The sequence below is a fragment of the Nostoc sp. genome (assembly GCF_036917535.1).
Classification (GTDB): Bacteria; Cyanobacteriota; Cyanobacteriia; order Cyanobacteriales; family Nostocaceae; genus Nostoc.
Map to the genome: position 1 here is coordinate 23,171 of NZ_JBALDA010000061.1, position 16,797 is coordinate 39,967.

Below are 16,797 nucleotides of genomic sequence, written 5' to 3' on the forward strand. Positions count from 1 at the left end.
GATTTCTCCTTATAGTGCGAGATGTCTGATCGTCGAATGAAACACATCCTCCGGATCGTATTTCTGTTTGAGGTCGAGCAATCTCTCATAGTTAGACCCGAAGGCAAGCGGAATGCGCTCCTGCTCTTCCTCATCTAGGAGACCAATATATCCCCCTTTGAAAGCGAATGGTGCCAGTGCCTGTGAGATGTTCTGTTACCGTCAATTCATCGGGTGCCGTGGCAACGAACTCGTTGAACTGTCGGAACACTGCTCTGGCTTGATCTACAGGATACAGCAGCATATCAGATAGCACTGTTGTGAGGGGATGCAGGCGAAACTCCAGGGAAACGACAACGCCAAAGTTGTCACCGCCGCGCTGATTGCACCGTGTACGGTTGTGTGTTCGGCTCGACTGCGTTAAATCTGTTGCTAGGTGAGTTCGGGAGATAGGACAGCGTTGCGAACGTGGGGTCAGGGACGACGAGACAGGGTTGGTATATAGTCCGTGGGCTTAGCGCTCGCATAGTCCTGCCACCTCAGAAACCCCTGAACCAAGGTTCCCTCTGAGAAGTTGGCGTTGCGAGATTGTTCAACGACACCGATGCCGTAACCCCGTATCACCTCACCCGTAGCTACAAGCGGGAGGTAATTTTCTCCCTTGTCTAACCATCCTCGGTTTGTTGGATCGAGAGACAGATAAATGTTGTAAACGAGGCATCTGAATGAACATATAAACATTCAGCGCCCGTTTCGCGAATCAGTTTGGCGGTTTTTTCTCCTTCTGCATCGCGTCTGCCTGAGAACACTACTTTTGCTCCAGCAGCACCGAAGGCGATCGCAGTTGCTCGCTAAATCTTCTCTTTCTCCAGACGCTACGCGTAGCTTTGTCACTTATGCAGCGCATTAACCCTGTTCAGTACTTAACGCTCTAGTTAGCAAAATGGTATTAAAAGCGACCGGACTCAACATTACGAACGAATTGGAGTAGCCCTTCAAAGTAAACTTTCTGGTCATCGTACATGCAGAGATGACTGCCATCCGGACAATAGAGATAGTGTCCTTTCTGCATCCGTTGCGACATCATCTGCATGTACATCGGATCCATCGTGTCGTACTGGGCACCGATAGATAAGGTCGGCACCTCGATCTCTCCCAGATCAGCCGTCCGATCCCAGTTGGCTAGCTTTCCACTCGCACCCAGTTCGCTATGCCCCTGCATGGGGACATAGACAGCCGAATTGAGGCGGTTGAACGCTCGGCTCACTGGTTCGGGCCACTGTTCATACGGCATCCGCAATACGTGGTAAACATAGTGATATTGGATCAAGAGTTCCATGTAGCGTGGGTTCTCGTAATCTTTTGCTGCCTCTAAGGACTTGATTTGGGCCAATGCTGTTTGATCCATAGCGGGCATCAATGTCTTCTGCGCGTACTCGTTGTACGCGGGGATACTGGACATCATATTTGAGACGACCAAGCCCTTGAGGTTCTGCTGGTATTTGAGAGCATACTCGATCGCCAGCAACCCTCCCCAGGATTGACCAAACAGGTAAAAGTTATTACGGTCAAGACCGAGCGCCTGACGAACCTGCTCGACCTCTTCCACGAAGCGCGGCAGCTCCCACAATTCTGGGGCATCCGGTTGATCGCTATAAGCAGAACCGAGTTGATCGTAGTAGTAATATTCGATTTGTGCGATGGGAAAATAGCTGTCAAAAGCTTCCAGATACTCATGCGTCAAGCCAGGTCCGCCATGTAAGAGGAGCATCTTAGCTGTAGGGTTGTTGCCGATCCTTTTAGTCCAAACGCGAAAGGTTCCCTTCGGCGTATCCACCGGAATCATCTTTACGCCACCGCTCAGCATATCGTCATGACCGGAATAGTCTAGATAGTTATTCATTTTTACGTCATTGCTAAGTTTCATAAGCTAAAACTACCTTATTTTTAAGCATCATGATAGCTACCTTGTGATTAATACTGTGCTGCTGATCCAACGCCATTTAATTTGTCACTGTACATGATGATTCACAATTTCTTCTGGTTTCTAGAATAAACGCCTTAGCCACTCTCCTTGATCGGTCGAACAATGATTTCGTTGACATCCAGAGCACGATATTCTGCTGCGCCCCCTTGCTCACGGATTTCGGAGGCGATCGCTGCAAGTTGATCGGTGCGCCGTGCCCCTAATACAACCCGTAAACCCTTTTGAGCGAGTAACTTAGTAGTAGCTTCACCAATACCGCTGCTCGCACCTGTGATCGCAATGACTTTGTTTTCTGTAGTTGACATAGTGATTGTTCTCCTTTTTACTTTGAATATTAGTTGCAACAAAACTTCAGCACCGCCCGCCGTTCAAACAAGAATGGAACGATCGCGCCCCCTCTTTCTAGTGCGGCAAAACCAGACATAGTTGATGTAAAGCTGCGGCTTACGACTTGGAAAGATAAACGAAAAGATAAACTGCACCAACTCGCCCGACGAGTTTCCGGCTCCAATCGGCGGGAATGCCAACTTCCGTGGACCGTGTGCTCGTCACGATCTCTGTTATGACAGCCCGACGGACAAAAAGGTATGCGATGCGCGCCTCCTTGCAGACATGCGTACAAATTGTGCAGACAAATACAATGCCTTCAATCCGAATCGCTATGCTTGCTACAATACGGCAGAAGTCTATTTCGCGGCTGTCGTCATCGCGAGCTAAATCGAGCCAGATGAGTAATGCTGGCATATCGCTGAGAATTATTCAGGAAATCTCAGGGCATTGGAATCTAGAGGATGTTTGAAAAGTATTTTTTGCTAACACTTAAGGGTCTCAAACCTAACTTCCTAGCCCCTTTGCTTATTGTTTCAGCATGAATAGTAAATAAGTCCATGTGCCACGTGTCAGCCCCTTCTCTGCGAGACGCTATGCGAACGGGGAAGTCAAAAGTCAAAATTAAAGTCCAGTTACGTCGAACTCAGGTTTATACAGTTTATGCACCGCAACTGTGCAACTGAATACTCAGACATTCCCACTTCTACCAATTAGAGTTGCAATTGCCTTGACTAACTCATCTGGTTCGACAGGTTTGGACAGATGCTTATGAAACCCTGATTCAAGTGCTTGTTGCTGATTGACTTCTCCGGCATAAGCAGTTAAAGCGATCGCCGGAATTTGTTTGGCTTGGTTTGCCTGCAATGCTTTAACTTGGCGCATTAGCATATAGCCATCCATCTCTGGCATCCCAATATCACTGAGGAGCATATTTGGTTCTGACTCTGCCAAAACTTGCAATGCTTCTTTTGCTGATGTCACTGCTGTCACCATTGCTCCAGCCTGTTCTAGTACAAATGTGTGGAAGTCACGGGTATCATTGTCATCATCTACAACTAAGATTTGGATGCCTGCAAGGATTTCAGCCCCAGGAGAAGTATTTAATGCCGCAATCTCTATGTTTTGTTTTGGAGTTAAATCTTTTTTAATTAATGGTAGCCTGACTCGGAAAATAGCTCCTTGCCCTTCACCTAAACTTTCTGCCCGAATCGTGCCGCCATGTAATTCTACCAAATGACGAACAATTGCTAACCCTAACCCCAAGCCACCAAATTTTCGGGTTATTGTACTATCAGCCTGACGAAAATATTCAAACACATAAGGCAGAAACTCAGGGCTGATTCCCTTACCTGTGTCGCTGACGGTAATCTGAGCTTGAGCGTCAACGCACTCTAATTGAATATCAATTTTTCCTCCTTCAGGAGTGAATTTAACAGCATTCGATAAGAGATTCCAAATAACTTGTTGTAAACGACCGGAATCACCCAAAACTTGCCCAAAAGAAGCATTCAGCAGCGTCTGAATTTGAATATTTTTAGCTTCTGCTGCCAAACGGACTGTTTCCAATCCCCCCTCAATCACAAGTACTAGGTTGACAGGTAACATCTTCAGGTTGAGCTTGCCTTGTAAGATCCGAGAGACATCGAGCAAATCTTCAATTAGTTGAGCTTGTAATTGAGCATTCCGCTCGATAGTTGCGATCGCTTTCTTCAGCGCTGTTGGTTCAAACTCACGAGTCTGCAAGAGTTTTGCCCAACCAAGAATCGGATTGAGAGGCGATCGCAATTCATGGGAAAGTACCGCCAGGAACTCATCTTTAATCCGGTTGGCTCTTTCGGCTTCAGTTCTGGCAGCTTGCTCAAGTTCTAGGAGGCGATCGCGTTCGGCTTCTGCTACTTTGCGTTCGGTAATGTCAATTACTGAACCGATGTAACCTTTAAACTGACCGTCCACCCCAAACCACGGATTAGCGGCATTGATGCAAGAGCGATATTTACCGTCTTTGCGCCGCAAGCGGTACTCCAAACAAAAGGCCGAGTAACTCCTATTAGCTTCCAGAAAAACATTCTTAGCATAATTACTGTCCTCTGGATGCACAGCATTTAACCAGCCAAATCCTAGACCCATTTCCTCGCTTTGACCTGTAAAATCGTACCAGCTTTGACTGAGGTAAGTGCAGTGGCCATTGGTGTCTGTTACCCAAACCATAAAGGGGGCATTATCAGCCATGTTGCGGAACTTTTCTTCGCTTTCACGAAGTGCTTTTTCTGCTTGTTTGCGATCGCTAATATCTGTAACAAAAATGCTGACTCCTTCTGCAAAGGGGTAGATGCGATTCTCAAACCAGCGCTGCCAAGGCGCATAAAAGTATTCAAACTGAACAACAGTGTTTTGTGCAAACGCCCGATGAACCTGGGTATCAAACTCGCTGTTAACCAGATCGGGAAGTGTTTCCCAAACGATCCTACCTAGCAACTCTTCCTTTGGGATGCCAACAACTTCCGCTACTTGATCGTTGACAAAGATATAACGCCACTCTCGATCCAACACAAAGAACTGGTCTTGGATACCAGCGATGACAGTCTCTAGGTGTGCTTTTGCTAGCTCAGCTTCGATTCGCAGCCCTTGCTCACGTTCCATTGCTTCTTGGCGGAGACGAGCCATTTTTAGGGCTGCTTCTACCCGCGCCAACAATTCACGGGCAGAGAACGGTTTAATTAGATAATCATCGGCTCCCGCTTCTAACCCTTCCACCCGTGCTTCTTCCCCTGCCCGTGCTGACAACAGGATGATTGGAACTTTTTGCGTCTGCGGATCGGCTCGTAATGCTTGCAGCAGTCCAAAGCCATCTAATCCAGGCATCATTACATCTGTCAGTACCAAGTCTGGAACACGCTCACGAGCAGAATCCAAAGCAGCTAAACCGTCCGGCACTGATTCCACTTCATACTGCTGACTTAATAATCGCTTGACATAATCGCGCATATCTGCATTGTCGTCAGCCAGGAGAATCCGAGTAGAAGATGCAGAGAAGCAAAGGGGCAAAGCAGAAAATACTTCCTTCTCCCCTGCTCTCCTGCTCCCCTGCTCCCCTGCTCCTTGTGGTAGCCACCGCAGGGCTTCTTCTAGATAGGGTGTTGCCCCTAATGCGGTTGAAGCTAAAGTTCGCGGGGCACTAATCCGGTCTGGAGGCAAATGAGCATATCCTGTTGGAATTGACACAGTAAAGCAACTGCCTACTCCGAGAAGACTGGTAACATCAACTCTTCCACCATGCATTTGCACCAATTCTTGCACCAGTGATAATCCAATTCCTGACCCTTCAAAAGTGCGTCCTTGCGCCCCTTTAACGCGGTGGAATCGTTCAAAAAGGTGGGGGATTTCTTCTGCTGGGATACCGATGCCTGTGTCTTTGACTGCAAACTCAATATGGTCATTTGACCACTGCAAACTAACCGCAATTTCTCCAGCCATTGTGAACTTGAAGGCATTCGAGAGCAGATTAAGAACAATCTTTTCCCACATCTGGTGATCTACATACACTGGTTCTGGCAGGGAAGGACAATTAACTAATAACTGCATCTGTGCCCGTTCTATCGCTGAACGAAATACACTAGCTAGTTCTGCGGTGAAGGTGGCAAGGTTGGTGGGTTCATAAGATGCTTCAACCCTTCCGGCTTCAATGCGTGAAAAATCTAGTAGGCTGTTGACCAGTTTCAGCAGCCGAAGTCCGTTGCGTTGCACCATTTCTAGCTGCTCTCGTTCTTTCGCTGGAAGCAGAGTAGCACAAGTGGTTAAGGTGTCCTCTAATGGCCCCAACATGAGAGTAAGTGGGGTACGGAACTCGTGGCTGACGTTGCTGAAAAAGACGGTTTTCGCGCGATCAATTTCTGCTAAGGCTTCAGCGCGTTTGCGTTCTTCCTCGTAAGCTTGGGCGTTAGCGATACTGGCTGCAATTTGAGCCGCAACTAAATCAATGAATCCTTGATAATTGTCGTCGAATAGCCTGAAGGGATTCAAACCAGCGATTAATATACCAGCTTTTCCAGTTTGACCAGATGGGGCGATGGGTACTGCGATCGCTTGATGGGGCGATCGCTGCCAAACACCACAAGGTAGATTATTAAAAGACATTTCCAAATCAGAAATCAGTTTTGGCTGATGGGTTTTGATCGCTTCCGCAAAGGGCCAAACGCAATCAGCATCGAGAGCCACTGTTTCTGGAACTGCTACATGATTTTGCCCGATGCGGCACGTTCCAGCCAAAAAAACTTGCTGCTGATCTGGATCGACCAGATAAATCATGGCGAAAGGGAGATCGTAAGGGTTACTCTCCAGACAACTCGCACTCAACGTACAGGCTTCATCGAATGTCCGCGCGTCTGCCGTCCTCGTTGCAAGTTCGCGCAAAAGTGCCAACTGACGCTCACTGATAATCCGCTGCGTGTCGTCTGTGTTAGCGCAGATGATCCCACCTGTGTCGCCCTGGTCATTAGGAACCGGGCTATATGAAAAAGTATAATAGGTTTCCTCTGGATAGCCGTTGCGCTCCATAATTAGCAGCAGGGCTTCGTCGTAAGTCCCCTCGTTTTTCAGCATCGCCGATTCGGCTCGAGGTGCAACCTGATCCCATATTTCCCGCCATACGTAGGAAGCTGGCTGCCCAAGCGCTTCTGGATGTTTGCCGCCAATAATTGCTTTGTAAGCGTCATTGTAAAGGTTAATCAGTTCCTTGCCCCACCAAACAAACATAGGTTGACGGGAAGTTAGCATAATTCGCACGGCAGTCTTCAAACTCTGTGGCCACTGCTGTGTTGGGCCAAGGGACGTTTTTAACCAATCATATTCTCGCATCCTGGCACCCATTTCACCGCCACCGATAAGGAAATTTACGTCGGCGTTGCTTGCTAACGTTGATTCGTGTTTCATTAATTCCTCTCGATTGGTCATGTGTTGGTTACAGGCTACATCGGTGGTTGTCTGTTAGGAAAAATCCTCTATAAATTAGACCTTTACGCTTATATACATTCATTTTAGAGGATATTCAAAGGCACATACATACAGTGTAAGATGCCAACTCTGCTGTGACTTTTCAAAGCATTGAAACTGCCTTTTCGGGGCAAGTTTCTATTTTTGCTATTTTTATAGTCTCCTTTATATCATCGATATTTCAAACTACCAAGGGCGATTCTCATTAGGGATATCCGAAGAAATGCAGGAGGCAGTCTCTATAAAACAAGTTTCAAAAGCTTTGGATGAAAGAATGACTGGGGACTGGTATAATGAATAAGGCTAAAACCCTCTTCTCTCCTGCCTTCTGGCGACGCTCTCTACGAGACGCTGCGCGTAGCTTGCAACTCTTACAGAGTACGCGGACTCGCTAACGCGGCGCTATCCTGCCTTATCCCAACGACAAATATTTACACCCACCTAGTTATTTAAATCGTTTCTGTAAACATACCCGTTCGGGCAAACTCTTCTTCTTCAGGGGTAAAGAAGGGAGGTTTATTCACAAGGCTAGGTTCAAAATAGTATGTTTCTTGCAAAAACTGTCCGCTAATGACAGCTTCCTCTAAATCTTTGATATGGTTCTGTGCAACTATACATGCTTCCTTGAGATTGTTTGTATTGCCCTTCTCAAGCAGCTTTGGCAATTCTGTTTTTACCCCTGTCAGCCGTGCCAATGGCTTATATAGCCGTAGTTACATAGGTTAGGACAATGTTGATTGCTCAAAGCCTTGATTTCAGTGGGTTTATATTCAGACCGGAGCTTCGGAGTCTCCGGCTTTGCTCAACACTCAGCACGGGCTAAACGCCCGCTTCCGCTAACAGCACTTTGCTATAGTTATACCAATTTGAAAAAAGAATGCGACAAATAGACCATTCGTAGAGACGCGATTCATCGCGTCTTTACCCAAGGATGTGTTGCAATCATTAATTGAATTGGTATTAGAAAAACCTTTAGTTTAAGAGAGTAAAAAATAAAATCGGCAAGAATTTTAATTGCTGAGTTGGGATGTGCAATCAGACACCAGGGGTCTTTCTTGAAAATTGCAGTAACTGTGGCTATGGCATTTACGGCATCTATGCCATAAATCATAAAGAAATCTACCGTACCCCCCATCAACAATTGAGTACTACTGAGAACCTAAAAACCACTCCTCCTTGATAGTTACATCTAAACTGTAGTCTTTGTAAATATCAGTAACGTAGGCGCAGCCCGTCGTAGACATCGCTTCGTAAAATCCACCGTGTTCAGCTTGTGCTATCTAGTTTGTACTAAAGTTAGCTTTATTCAACCGAGAATTGCTAGTTGACGGTTGGTTGGTGTTAATACAAGCAGCAATGACGCTGCTATTAATTCAGATAGAAGCGTATTGAAAAAAACTATGACGACTAAGGCGATGAATTGTTGTTGATGAGGATGATAACGGATTCATAAAACAGTATGATGCTCTCTCCTATCTGTGGTTGTAGCTGAATCTAAATGTACATTCTAGAATCAACTTTTGATTCACTAGCGAATAGGGCTGAATTTCTAAAGCACGTTGAAAAGCTCGGATAGCTTGACCATACTCTCCTATTGCTGCATAACATAAGCCCATACCATGAAGCGCCCCAAAATGTATTGGATTTATCTGTATAACCATCTGACAATCTGCCAGAGACTTTTGATAATCACCAATACTGTAATAGAGGAAAGCCCGACGATTCCAAGCTTCGGCAAAATCTGGCTGGTCTTTAATTAATGCCGTCAGCGCTATTTCAGCTTCAGCAATTTCACCTGCATCCAGTAACTTTTGACTGCGGTCAATTATTTCCAGCCCATAGATTCCCTTTTGCTGAAACCAGATTCGCCAGATTTTTCTGGTTGCGTTGTCGCGCACTGTAGGATCTGGGTTTTTCAACTCTTCAAGTAAGGAATTGATAAATAAAGAATCCATGAATTTAAGATCAGTGAATATACCTTTGTATTAACTTTCTCACAAAATATATCGATTAAATCATTTTTAAAGTCATCTTTAAATTAGGCGTGATTAATGTCTTAGTGGCTAACATAGTCTTTATTAGAACCTAAATTTATCTGCTTACTAGCTGCACCGGGAGGTTTAGAGAGTCTTGTAATGTACATTACATTCTGATGTGGCACTGTATGCGTCTGTCATTGATGACCATTTGCATGAACATGGCTAATTAAGTATTGGATTGTGAAATACAGGTACGGTGGGCTACGCCTAAGCTGATGTAGCATAAAATAAGCCGATTAGCCATGAGCAAATGACAATCAAATTCAGTTATTAACTTAATACTGCACAAATTGTGAGTTAACAAATTTTACTTCATCAAATTTGGAAATATTTTTAAATAAATACATACTAAATACATCATATAAAATAGTGATTAAATTTCTCAGCTATTCCATAATCATCTACTATAATGTTGGATGCTTCAATTCCCCGATGAGAACAATAAATATTACATAGTAAGTACTAATGATACAACCGACTATCGGACAATTACAGTAGATTGCAAGTAAGTGAGGTACAAAATCCAGGACTGATTTATCAAATATAAAGAGTTTCTACCTCTTCCCTCCTGCCTCCTGCCTTCTGCCTTCAAAACCCGTAACTTTGTACTTCATGCAAATGAAAACTGCTGTAAAAACAGAAATATCACAGCAGATTATAAATTTATATAATGATAGACTAGGAAAATCCCCTAGCCAAATCATTTGTCATTTTTTTGATACTGAAATCGTAATTTCTATAGAAAACTCTGTTACCCAAGCTGAACAAACTTTATTAAAAGGAGGTTATAATACTTTAGCTGAAGCAAGTACGATTATATTTAGAGAAAATAATTAAATCAGATTTAAAAAATTTGATTGAGGAAATTATTGGTCAACCTGTCCTCTACCTGATGACAAACACAAATCTAACAACAGATCGTTCTGGGATTGTTGTAATTCTCAAGGAATTATCTGAAGTTCGTAATCCCGAATCTATTTCCAAGATAAATGTTAGGAATTTAGCTGACTGATGTGGCGACTGATTACTACTTCTAATTGATTAAAATCATAAGGTTTAGTAATGCAATCATCTGCTGTGAGCATCGTGGAGCGATCATCTTGTACCGTTGTTAGAGGTGTGACTGCAATAATTGGAATGGTAGCAGTTTTTGAGTCATGTTTGAGATCGTCAATGACTTGGTTCGCACTCAAATTAGATAGCTTCATATCTAGCAGGATTAAATCTGGTTGATGAGTTTGTGCCAACATCACAGCCCTCACCCCTTGTTTGGTGCAAATACATGAAAAATTTAATATTCCTAGATGAGAATTAAGTAGCTCTAAATCATGTAAACTCTGTTCTACAACCAAAATTAAAGGCTGTCCATTCATAAGCAGTTAGTCCTGTCCAAGAAAAGTTGGGCATAAAAACTCTATCCATCAGGAAAACCTGAAAGTCTTTGTTTATAATATGTGTTTAATTCAATATACGAACGACCAACTCAGGCATAAAAATGAATAGGTTAGTGTATAGTTCATTCGGTTATCCATCGGCGCTAAATTTTAGGATATAACATAGCAAAGCAGTCATAACATCAAGCAAATACTATCATAAGTGATGAATGTAATTGCTAGGATTTATTATAAAGATCGGTATTTTATGGTAAGTAGGGGATACTTAAAGTACTTGAAGTTGCAGATTTACCAGCCTTAGGCAGGAGTGCCAAAATTACTTAGATATTGCCTTTGTTACATTACCATAAATTAATTAAGTATATTTAACCATCAATTAACTGACGTGCATAAGCGATCGCCTCTGTAAATGTTGAAACTTTCCCCTCAGCTTGTGCTACGGCAATTTCTGTCAACAGTTGACCGATGATTGGCGAAGCTGGAATATCCAATGCTATAATCAACTCCTTCCCGCTTACTAGTGGAGTGGGATGAGCGATCGCATCATCAGGGTTGAGGTAGCGGTCGATCAAAGGTGCTAAGACTTGGTAGCTCATTGCTTTAGTTTCCACTGCTGTGTGTAGTGGTTTGTCACCAAATATTACCTCTACCAAATTATTAATTGCTACAGCTAGCACTGCGGTAGCGGGGAACACAATATCTGCGTCATGAAACAAAAAGTATTGTTCTCGCAAGGACATATCAACTACTTGAAATTGCGGTAACAGTTTCAGAGCAGTAGTTACACCTCGGATTTCTGCACGACTATAAGTTAGTTCCTGTAACTCTATTTCTGCTAATTCTGAATTTTGGTTGACAAGACAAGCAAGTTTGGCAATAGCTAGCCAAGTAGTTTTAATACTATCGCGGACATATTTTTGCAGTTGTACACCCAGTTGTTGCCACTTTTCTGTGAGTAAGGCGGCGGCTGTGTCAACTGCTGCTAGTTTGAGTAAGCTTTCACGGGTGGCATTTTTGAAGAAAGGAGTAAGTAAACCATCTTCCCAAGCTGTTGTGATCCAAGGAGTACCTTGAGAATTGCTGAGTAGATAGCCAATTTCTACCCTAACTCTTTCGGCTGCAACTTTGCTGATATGCGATGCCAAAGAACGAATTGCGGCTTGGGTAGCTGGTTCAATAGTAAAACCTAGTTGGGCGGCTTGGCGATAACCTCGCATTAACCGCAAAGGGTCATCTTCTAGGTTCGCGGATGATATCATTCGCAAAATGCCCTGTTGTAAGTCTACATAACCTTGCAGAGGATCGATAATCTCTTGCGTATGGGGATTATAGGCGATCGCATTTACTGTAAAGTCCCGTCTGTGCAAATCAACTTCTAAACTATTTCCTTCCTGTTGGGCAAAGTCAGCTGTAGCGTGGGGAAAAACCACACGTGCAATTTGTCGTTCGGCATCGAGTAACACAAAACCAGCTTTGTAATGATCAGCGATCGCTCTTGCTACCTTTACCGCTTTGGATGGTATAACAAAATCTAGATCCAGATATTCGCGAGTTCTGCCAAGGATAGCATCTCGGACAGCCCCACCTACTATGTAAGCTGGTTCTGGCAAGAATTCCAAGCTGAAAGGCCAATTTTCGGGAGCGAGGGTAGAAGGAATTGATTCGTGCATTGTAATAAAAATCAACCCAGCAACTCATGAATAACAGTTGGGCTTAAGTTAGATTAACAATAAAGGCCCCTGGAGTTGGTTCTATTATGTGTATTTGCGTGAACTGCCACTATGTAGACCGATGTGTTACCTATCATGCCGTAGAAGGGCAGCACCAACAGCCTCACTTGACCGAAACACCAAATTTTGATCCGAATGAACCTTCTATCAATGTCAACATTCGGACTAAAGAGGATGTGATTGAAATGGAATGGGATGTTGTTGGTTGTCTGAGTTTTAAGCGGGAAACAGGTAAGTGGTCAAAATTGCGTCCTGGTGAATTAGTGCCTACTTGATAAAAAATGATTGGTGTATCTTACAGCTACTTTCAGGTAAATAGACCACACGGTAGGGGCACAGCAATGCTGTGCCCTTACAACAGATGTGCTTTAAATACATGAAAATTACTGTAATGAGATTTTGTCCTTCAACGATCGCAAATTCATGGTAAAGGGAGGAGATGTCAGGAAAGCGATCGCAGAAGATAAAAAAGCTAGCCAAGAGAAAACAGCATGACCAACGCACAGCGACTAGACCATGTAGAAGATGAACTCGAAACTGTAAAACGATTGCTAGTGTCTACTGCTAGCTATACCGAATCAGCAAACAGGCGGCTTGATGAGTTGACCATAAAACAAGACCGTACCCAATCTCACCTTGATGAGTTGACTATAAAACAAGACCATACCCAATCTCACCTTGATGAGTTGACCATAAAACAAGACCGTACTCAATCTCACCTCGATGAGTTGACCATAAAACAAGACCGTACTCAATCTCACCTTGATGAGTTGACCATAAAACAAGACCATACTCAATCTCACCTCGATCAACTAGGGGCACGTATTGACCAGGTAGGGACAAAGGTTGACCAAGTTTCTGATAGGGTTGATAATTTTATCACTCACACGCAACGCCTATTTACAAAGGCAGGCAGTGAGATCGAGGAAACAAAGGCACGAACTGAGCGATTAGAAGCACTCATGCTAAAGCTTGACCGAAGTTTTGAGGAACAAAAATCTCAGTTTCAGGAGTTTCAACTTACTACGGGTGCTGCCTTGGAGCGAATTGACCGAGTTTTAGACTATCTACTGAGACAGCAAGGCGGTAATCAAAATCCCTCATCCTAGCCGCGATCGCTATTAGAGAGTCAACAGCAAGCGAATAACAGAACCTTGACAATTCAATACCAAGTTTCCTAGTGAAAGCAAAAGTATTTATTTTGACTTTGCACATGTAAGTTTTGCGAGGGATTATAGCGATCGCTCAAACCCTTATTCTTTCGTTGATACCCTCGAAAAGCTGCTGTGTAAGCGTTTGAGGGGGTTTACTTTTATATTTTTATCAATAATTTTGGCTTATTGACAAGTAAATTATAACCCCTCGAAAATGACCCTTCAAGGTCAGTCTCAGTAAGGGTTGTAGAAGGGTGGGGTTTTCCAATCACTTACCCCTCACGGGGATGGAAACTACTTCCCAAAGCTTCAAATACCTTCCGATGCTTGGGTTTTCCAATCACTTACCCCTCACGGGGATGGAAACGTTTTGCATAAAGAATTTCCATTTCTCGTTGATAATTGTTTTCCAATCACTTACCCCTCACGGGGATGGAAACTCTAGGTCTGGGTCAATATAATAAGTTTCTAATTGTGTTTTCCAATCACTTACCCCTCACGGGGATGGAAACACTTGGCAGAAATAGTTGAACGAGTAGCAGCTGAAGTTTTCCAATCACTTACCCCTCACGGGGATGGAAACTTTATCATTCACGCGCCTAAACTCAAACCCTCTTGCCTGAAACGTTTTCCAATCACTTACCCCTCACGGGGATGGAAACTCCATCAAGCATACTCAAGTGCTTCATTACAGAACTTGTTTTCCAATCACTTACCCCTCACGGGGATGGAAACTTGACTATGATATGGTTGAATAGATAAATTAAGTCAACTCTAAAAAAATCAATATTTTAATTAACTTTGACCACTGAACTAAAAAACCTCACAACAACAAAATACGCTCTATCACTACACACCACCACTCCCGAATTAGGACTAGCAATTAGTAATTTTGCAGACGATACTCGCTCTCAAGTTTGGAACTTGGGGCGTGATTTATCTAGCTTAGTGCATCAATATTTAATTGAATTTATCAAACCGCAAACTTGGGCAGATTTGTCCTTCATCGCAGTTGCAAAAGGCCCTGGCGGCTTCACGGGAACTCGTATTGGCGTTGTTACTGCTCGTACTTTAGGACAACAGTTAGATATTCCTGTATTTGCGATTTCAACTTTAGCTGCGGTAGCTTGGTCAGAAGCAAGCAAAAGTCAAAACCCAAAAACTATTGCTGTGGAAATGCCAGCCCAACGAGGTCAAATTTGTACTGCTATTTATCAGTTTGAGCCAGATACTTATAAACTAAAAGTGTGTTTTTCAGATAGAGTGTTGACACCAGAAGCATGGCAAGAAACTTTAGCGAATTGGAACACTGATTATCAGTTGATTCAAGCTCAATCTGGGCTAGCAGCGACGGTGACAAGTATTTTAAAACTAGCTAATCTCGATTGGCAAGAGGGCAAATTTCCTAATTGGTCAGAGGCTTTGCCATATTATGGGCAGCATCCAGTGCAGGGTGCATAATGCTTCTAAACTATAGCAGTCCTAAATCATTTGTGAAATATTTTTGGAGTTGGCTATTATTAGTCATTTGTCCTAAGTAAATTGCAAATGACAAAGGACAAATGACCAAGGACGAGCATAACAAATACTACAAACAGCGATGCCTGCGGCGGGCTATGCCTACGCATTTTTAGAAATCCGCTTCTAGGAACTTGTAAGTTATATTTGACACCACAGCTTGTTTTGTTCAAATTTATGCTAGTTAAATTACCATCATCTGTATTCATACTTATATTAGGACTTGCCATAACTCAAACCTTTCGATGCACAACTCATAAAGATAATTTAGCGATCGCTCAAACTTCATCTCAGCCAGCACCCCAAGAAATCGTGCAATCAGGAGAAGTTCTGGCTTTACCAGGCAAGTTGAATACAATACCCGTTTTTAACAGCAATAGCCCAGAATGGATTAAAACTGAGGGTATTTTACTTTCTACCTTTCCTGCAAATCGGAAAAAATTTCCAGCAGCGCACCTCAATTTTCCCTTTCAGGGGCGCTTTGACTTATTTGCCCACCACTACACCCACACTCCTAAGAATTTACAAACCCTATACCTGGGTGTAATTGTGCATAACCCTGGTAAAAAACCTGTAACAGTAGATGTATTGCAAGCAGCGAGTTATTTGATGCAGGATGCACCCTTTGTCACCTTACCCCCTTACATAGAAAATAACGATGGTAAGGCTTACTCAGGGCCAGGCGATCGCGCTGTTGGTGATGTACTCCGAGGTGTTCGACAAGCTGATATTCAGGCAAAGCTGATAATTCCCCCAGGACAAAGCCAGATGTTGCTAAATCATCCGATTCCTGTACGAAATCTAGAAAAGCCGGTGAATGGTCGCTCTACCTTTATGCGGCTGCGTAGTAGCGATCAAGTTTATGCAGCAAGTTTAGCAATGTTTGCCAAGAAAAATTCTGATAATACAGAACGCCCACCGACTCTTGCAGAATGGCAAGCTTTACTAGATACCAGGAACTTCGCCGGTCCGCGAGATAAAACCCCTAGTCTTCCAAATGCTACCAGTGGCGCACTGATTTATGGACGTGTAGCTGGTGTGTCTAGTGGTTCCGAGTGGCGAGCAAAGTTGGTGGATAATCCCCAAACCACAAATCTGACTATTCCCCAGCGTGGCAAAGCTATTTCCTATGCTTTAGACACATTGGTAAGTGGTCGATTGGGCACTCAACAAATCCAAACAGCCAAAATGCTGGTACGTTATCCCGATACGGCATACGAAGCACATGGCAATTATGGGGTGGAATATAAACTCACCTTACCCTTAAACAACAATACCAACCAAAACCAGACTGTGACTGTTACTTTGGAAACACCTTTGAAGGAAGATAAATTATCCCAAGGTGGTGTGCGTTTCCGCAAACCATCCCTAGATTTTCCTTTCTTCCGTGGTACAGTGCGGCTACGCTATTTCGATGACCAAGGTCAACAAAAGACGCGCTACATACATCTATGGCACAGAACTGGTCAGGTATTAGAACCATTGGTGCAGCTTGTACTTCCACCTTCGACTAAGCGGATAGTACTAGTAGATGTGATTTATCCGCCAGATTCAACACCACCGCAAGTACTGAGTGTAAGAACTTTAGAAAAGTGAGAGATATTTCTTCAGCACTGTCAAGAATTTTTGCTTAATTGCGTAGACGCTGACTTGGCGAGTCAAGAGCTTTGTCCATCA

16 protein-coding genes and 1 CRISPR repeat array are annotated in these 16,797 nt (G+C 43.6%); of the genes, 6 read left to right on the forward strand and 10 right to left on the reverse strand.

Annotation, left to right across the window (positions count from 1 at the left end; all coding sequences use genetic code 11):
- Positions 1–9 precede the first annotated feature (9 nt).
- The 8 genes from V7K56_RS37170 to V7K56_RS19765 all read right to left on the reverse strand — a co-directional run bounded on the left by V7K56_RS37170 (position 10) and on the right by V7K56_RS19765 (position 9,240).
- Complete coding sequence (locus V7K56_RS37170) at positions 10–189, reverse strand: BBE domain-containing protein (protein WP_442940112.1); 180 nt, start codon at positions 187–189, stop codon at positions 10–12.
- Positions 131–283 carry a hypothetical protein gene (locus V7K56_RS19735; protein WP_334912733.1) on the reverse strand — a complete coding sequence of 51 codons (153 nt, stop codon included), beginning with the start codon at positions 281–283 and terminating at the stop codon, positions 131–133. The genes V7K56_RS37170 and V7K56_RS19735 overlap by 59 nt, the downstream gene beginning before the upstream one ends.
- A 170-nt stretch (positions 284–453) precedes the next feature.
- Positions 454–720, reverse strand: coding sequence for a hypothetical protein (locus V7K56_RS19740; protein WP_334912735.1), 267 nt, complete (start codon positions 718–720; stop codon positions 454–456).
- A 208-nt stretch (positions 721–928) separates the two neighbouring features.
- On the reverse strand, positions 929–1,906 hold the full coding sequence (locus tag V7K56_RS19745; protein ID WP_334912737.1) for a proline iminopeptidase-family hydrolase: 978 nt from the start codon (positions 1,904–1,906) through the stop codon (positions 929–931).
- 134 nt (positions 1,907–2,040) lie between these two features.
- Positions 2,041–2,271 (reverse strand): SDR family oxidoreductase, encoded by a 231-nt coding sequence (locus V7K56_RS19750; RefSeq protein WP_334912739.1) that lies wholly within the window; start codon positions 2,269–2,271, stop codon positions 2,041–2,043.
- A 712-nt stretch (positions 2,272–2,983) separates the two neighbouring features.
- Positions 2,984–7,225 (reverse strand): ATP-binding protein, encoded by a 4,242-nt coding sequence (locus V7K56_RS19755; protein ID WP_334912741.1) that lies wholly within the window; start codon positions 7,223–7,225, stop codon positions 2,984–2,986.
- A gap of 509 nt (positions 7,226–7,734) precedes the next feature.
- On the reverse strand, positions 7,735–7,980 hold the full coding sequence (locus V7K56_RS19760) for a hypothetical protein (RefSeq protein WP_334912743.1): 246 nt from the start codon (positions 7,978–7,980) through the stop codon (positions 7,735–7,737).
- A gap of 777 nt (positions 7,981–8,757) precedes the next feature.
- A complete protein-coding gene (locus V7K56_RS19765) occupies positions 8,758–9,240 on the reverse strand; it encodes a tetratricopeptide repeat protein (RefSeq protein ID WP_334912744.1) in 483 nt (160 codons plus the stop codon).
- Positions 9,241–9,942: 702 nt separating this feature from the next.
- On the opposite strand from V7K56_RS19765, the gene V7K56_RS19770 reads away from it, so the two are divergent.
- Positions 9,943–10,161: a Na-translocating system protein MpsC family protein gene (locus V7K56_RS19770; RefSeq protein ID WP_334912746.1), complete on the forward strand. Its 219-nt coding sequence runs from the start codon at positions 9,943–9,945 to the stop codon at positions 10,159–10,161.
- Between the two features lie 16 nt (positions 10,162–10,177).
- Complete coding sequence (locus tag V7K56_RS19775; RefSeq protein ID WP_334912748.1) at positions 10,178–10,336, forward strand: Na-translocating system protein MpsC family protein; 159 nt, start codon at positions 10,178–10,180, stop codon at positions 10,334–10,336.
- Here the strand turns inward: V7K56_RS19775 and V7K56_RS19780 are convergent.
- Entirely contained in the window at positions 10,317–10,697 is a 381-nt protein-coding gene (locus V7K56_RS19780; protein WP_334912750.1) for a response regulator, read from the reverse strand. The genes V7K56_RS19775 and V7K56_RS19780 overlap by 20 nt on opposite strands.
- Before the next feature lie 386 nt (positions 10,698–11,083).
- A complete protein-coding gene (locus tag V7K56_RS19785) occupies positions 11,084–12,388 on the reverse strand; it encodes a CCA tRNA nucleotidyltransferase (RefSeq protein ID WP_334912752.1) in 1,305 nt (434 codons plus the stop codon).
- Between the two features lie 86 nt (positions 12,389–12,474).
- Between V7K56_RS19785 and V7K56_RS19790 the strand changes: the two genes are divergently transcribed.
- From V7K56_RS19790 to V7K56_RS19805, 4 genes are all read left to right on the forward strand, one after another.
- Complete coding sequence (locus V7K56_RS19790) at positions 12,475–12,723, forward strand: Ycf34 family protein (protein ID WP_190893341.1); 249 nt, start codon at positions 12,475–12,477, stop codon at positions 12,721–12,723.
- A gap of 216 nt (positions 12,724–12,939) precedes the next feature.
- Complete coding sequence (locus tag V7K56_RS19795; protein ID WP_334912755.1) at positions 12,940–13,557, forward strand: 6-aminohexanoate hydrolase; 618 nt, start codon at positions 12,940–12,942, stop codon at positions 13,555–13,557.
- 304 nt (positions 13,558–13,861) lie between these two features.
- Positions 13,862–14,337: direct repeats of the CRISPR family, unit length 36 nt; unit sequence GTTTTCCAATCACTTACCCCTCACGGGGATGGAAAC.
- 66 nt (positions 14,338–14,403) lie between these two features.
- Complete coding sequence (tsaB, locus tag V7K56_RS19800; RefSeq protein ID WP_334912756.1) at positions 14,404–15,063, forward strand: tRNA (adenosine(37)-N6)-threonylcarbamoyltransferase complex dimerization subunit type 1 TsaB; 660 nt, start codon at positions 14,404–14,406, stop codon at positions 15,061–15,063.
- Positions 15,064–15,297: 234 nt separating this feature from the next.
- Entirely contained in the window at positions 15,298–16,716 is a 1,419-nt protein-coding gene (locus V7K56_RS19805; protein WP_334912758.1) for a DUF3370 domain-containing protein, read from the forward strand.
- The last annotated feature ends 81 nt before the right edge of the window (positions 16,717–16,797 follow it).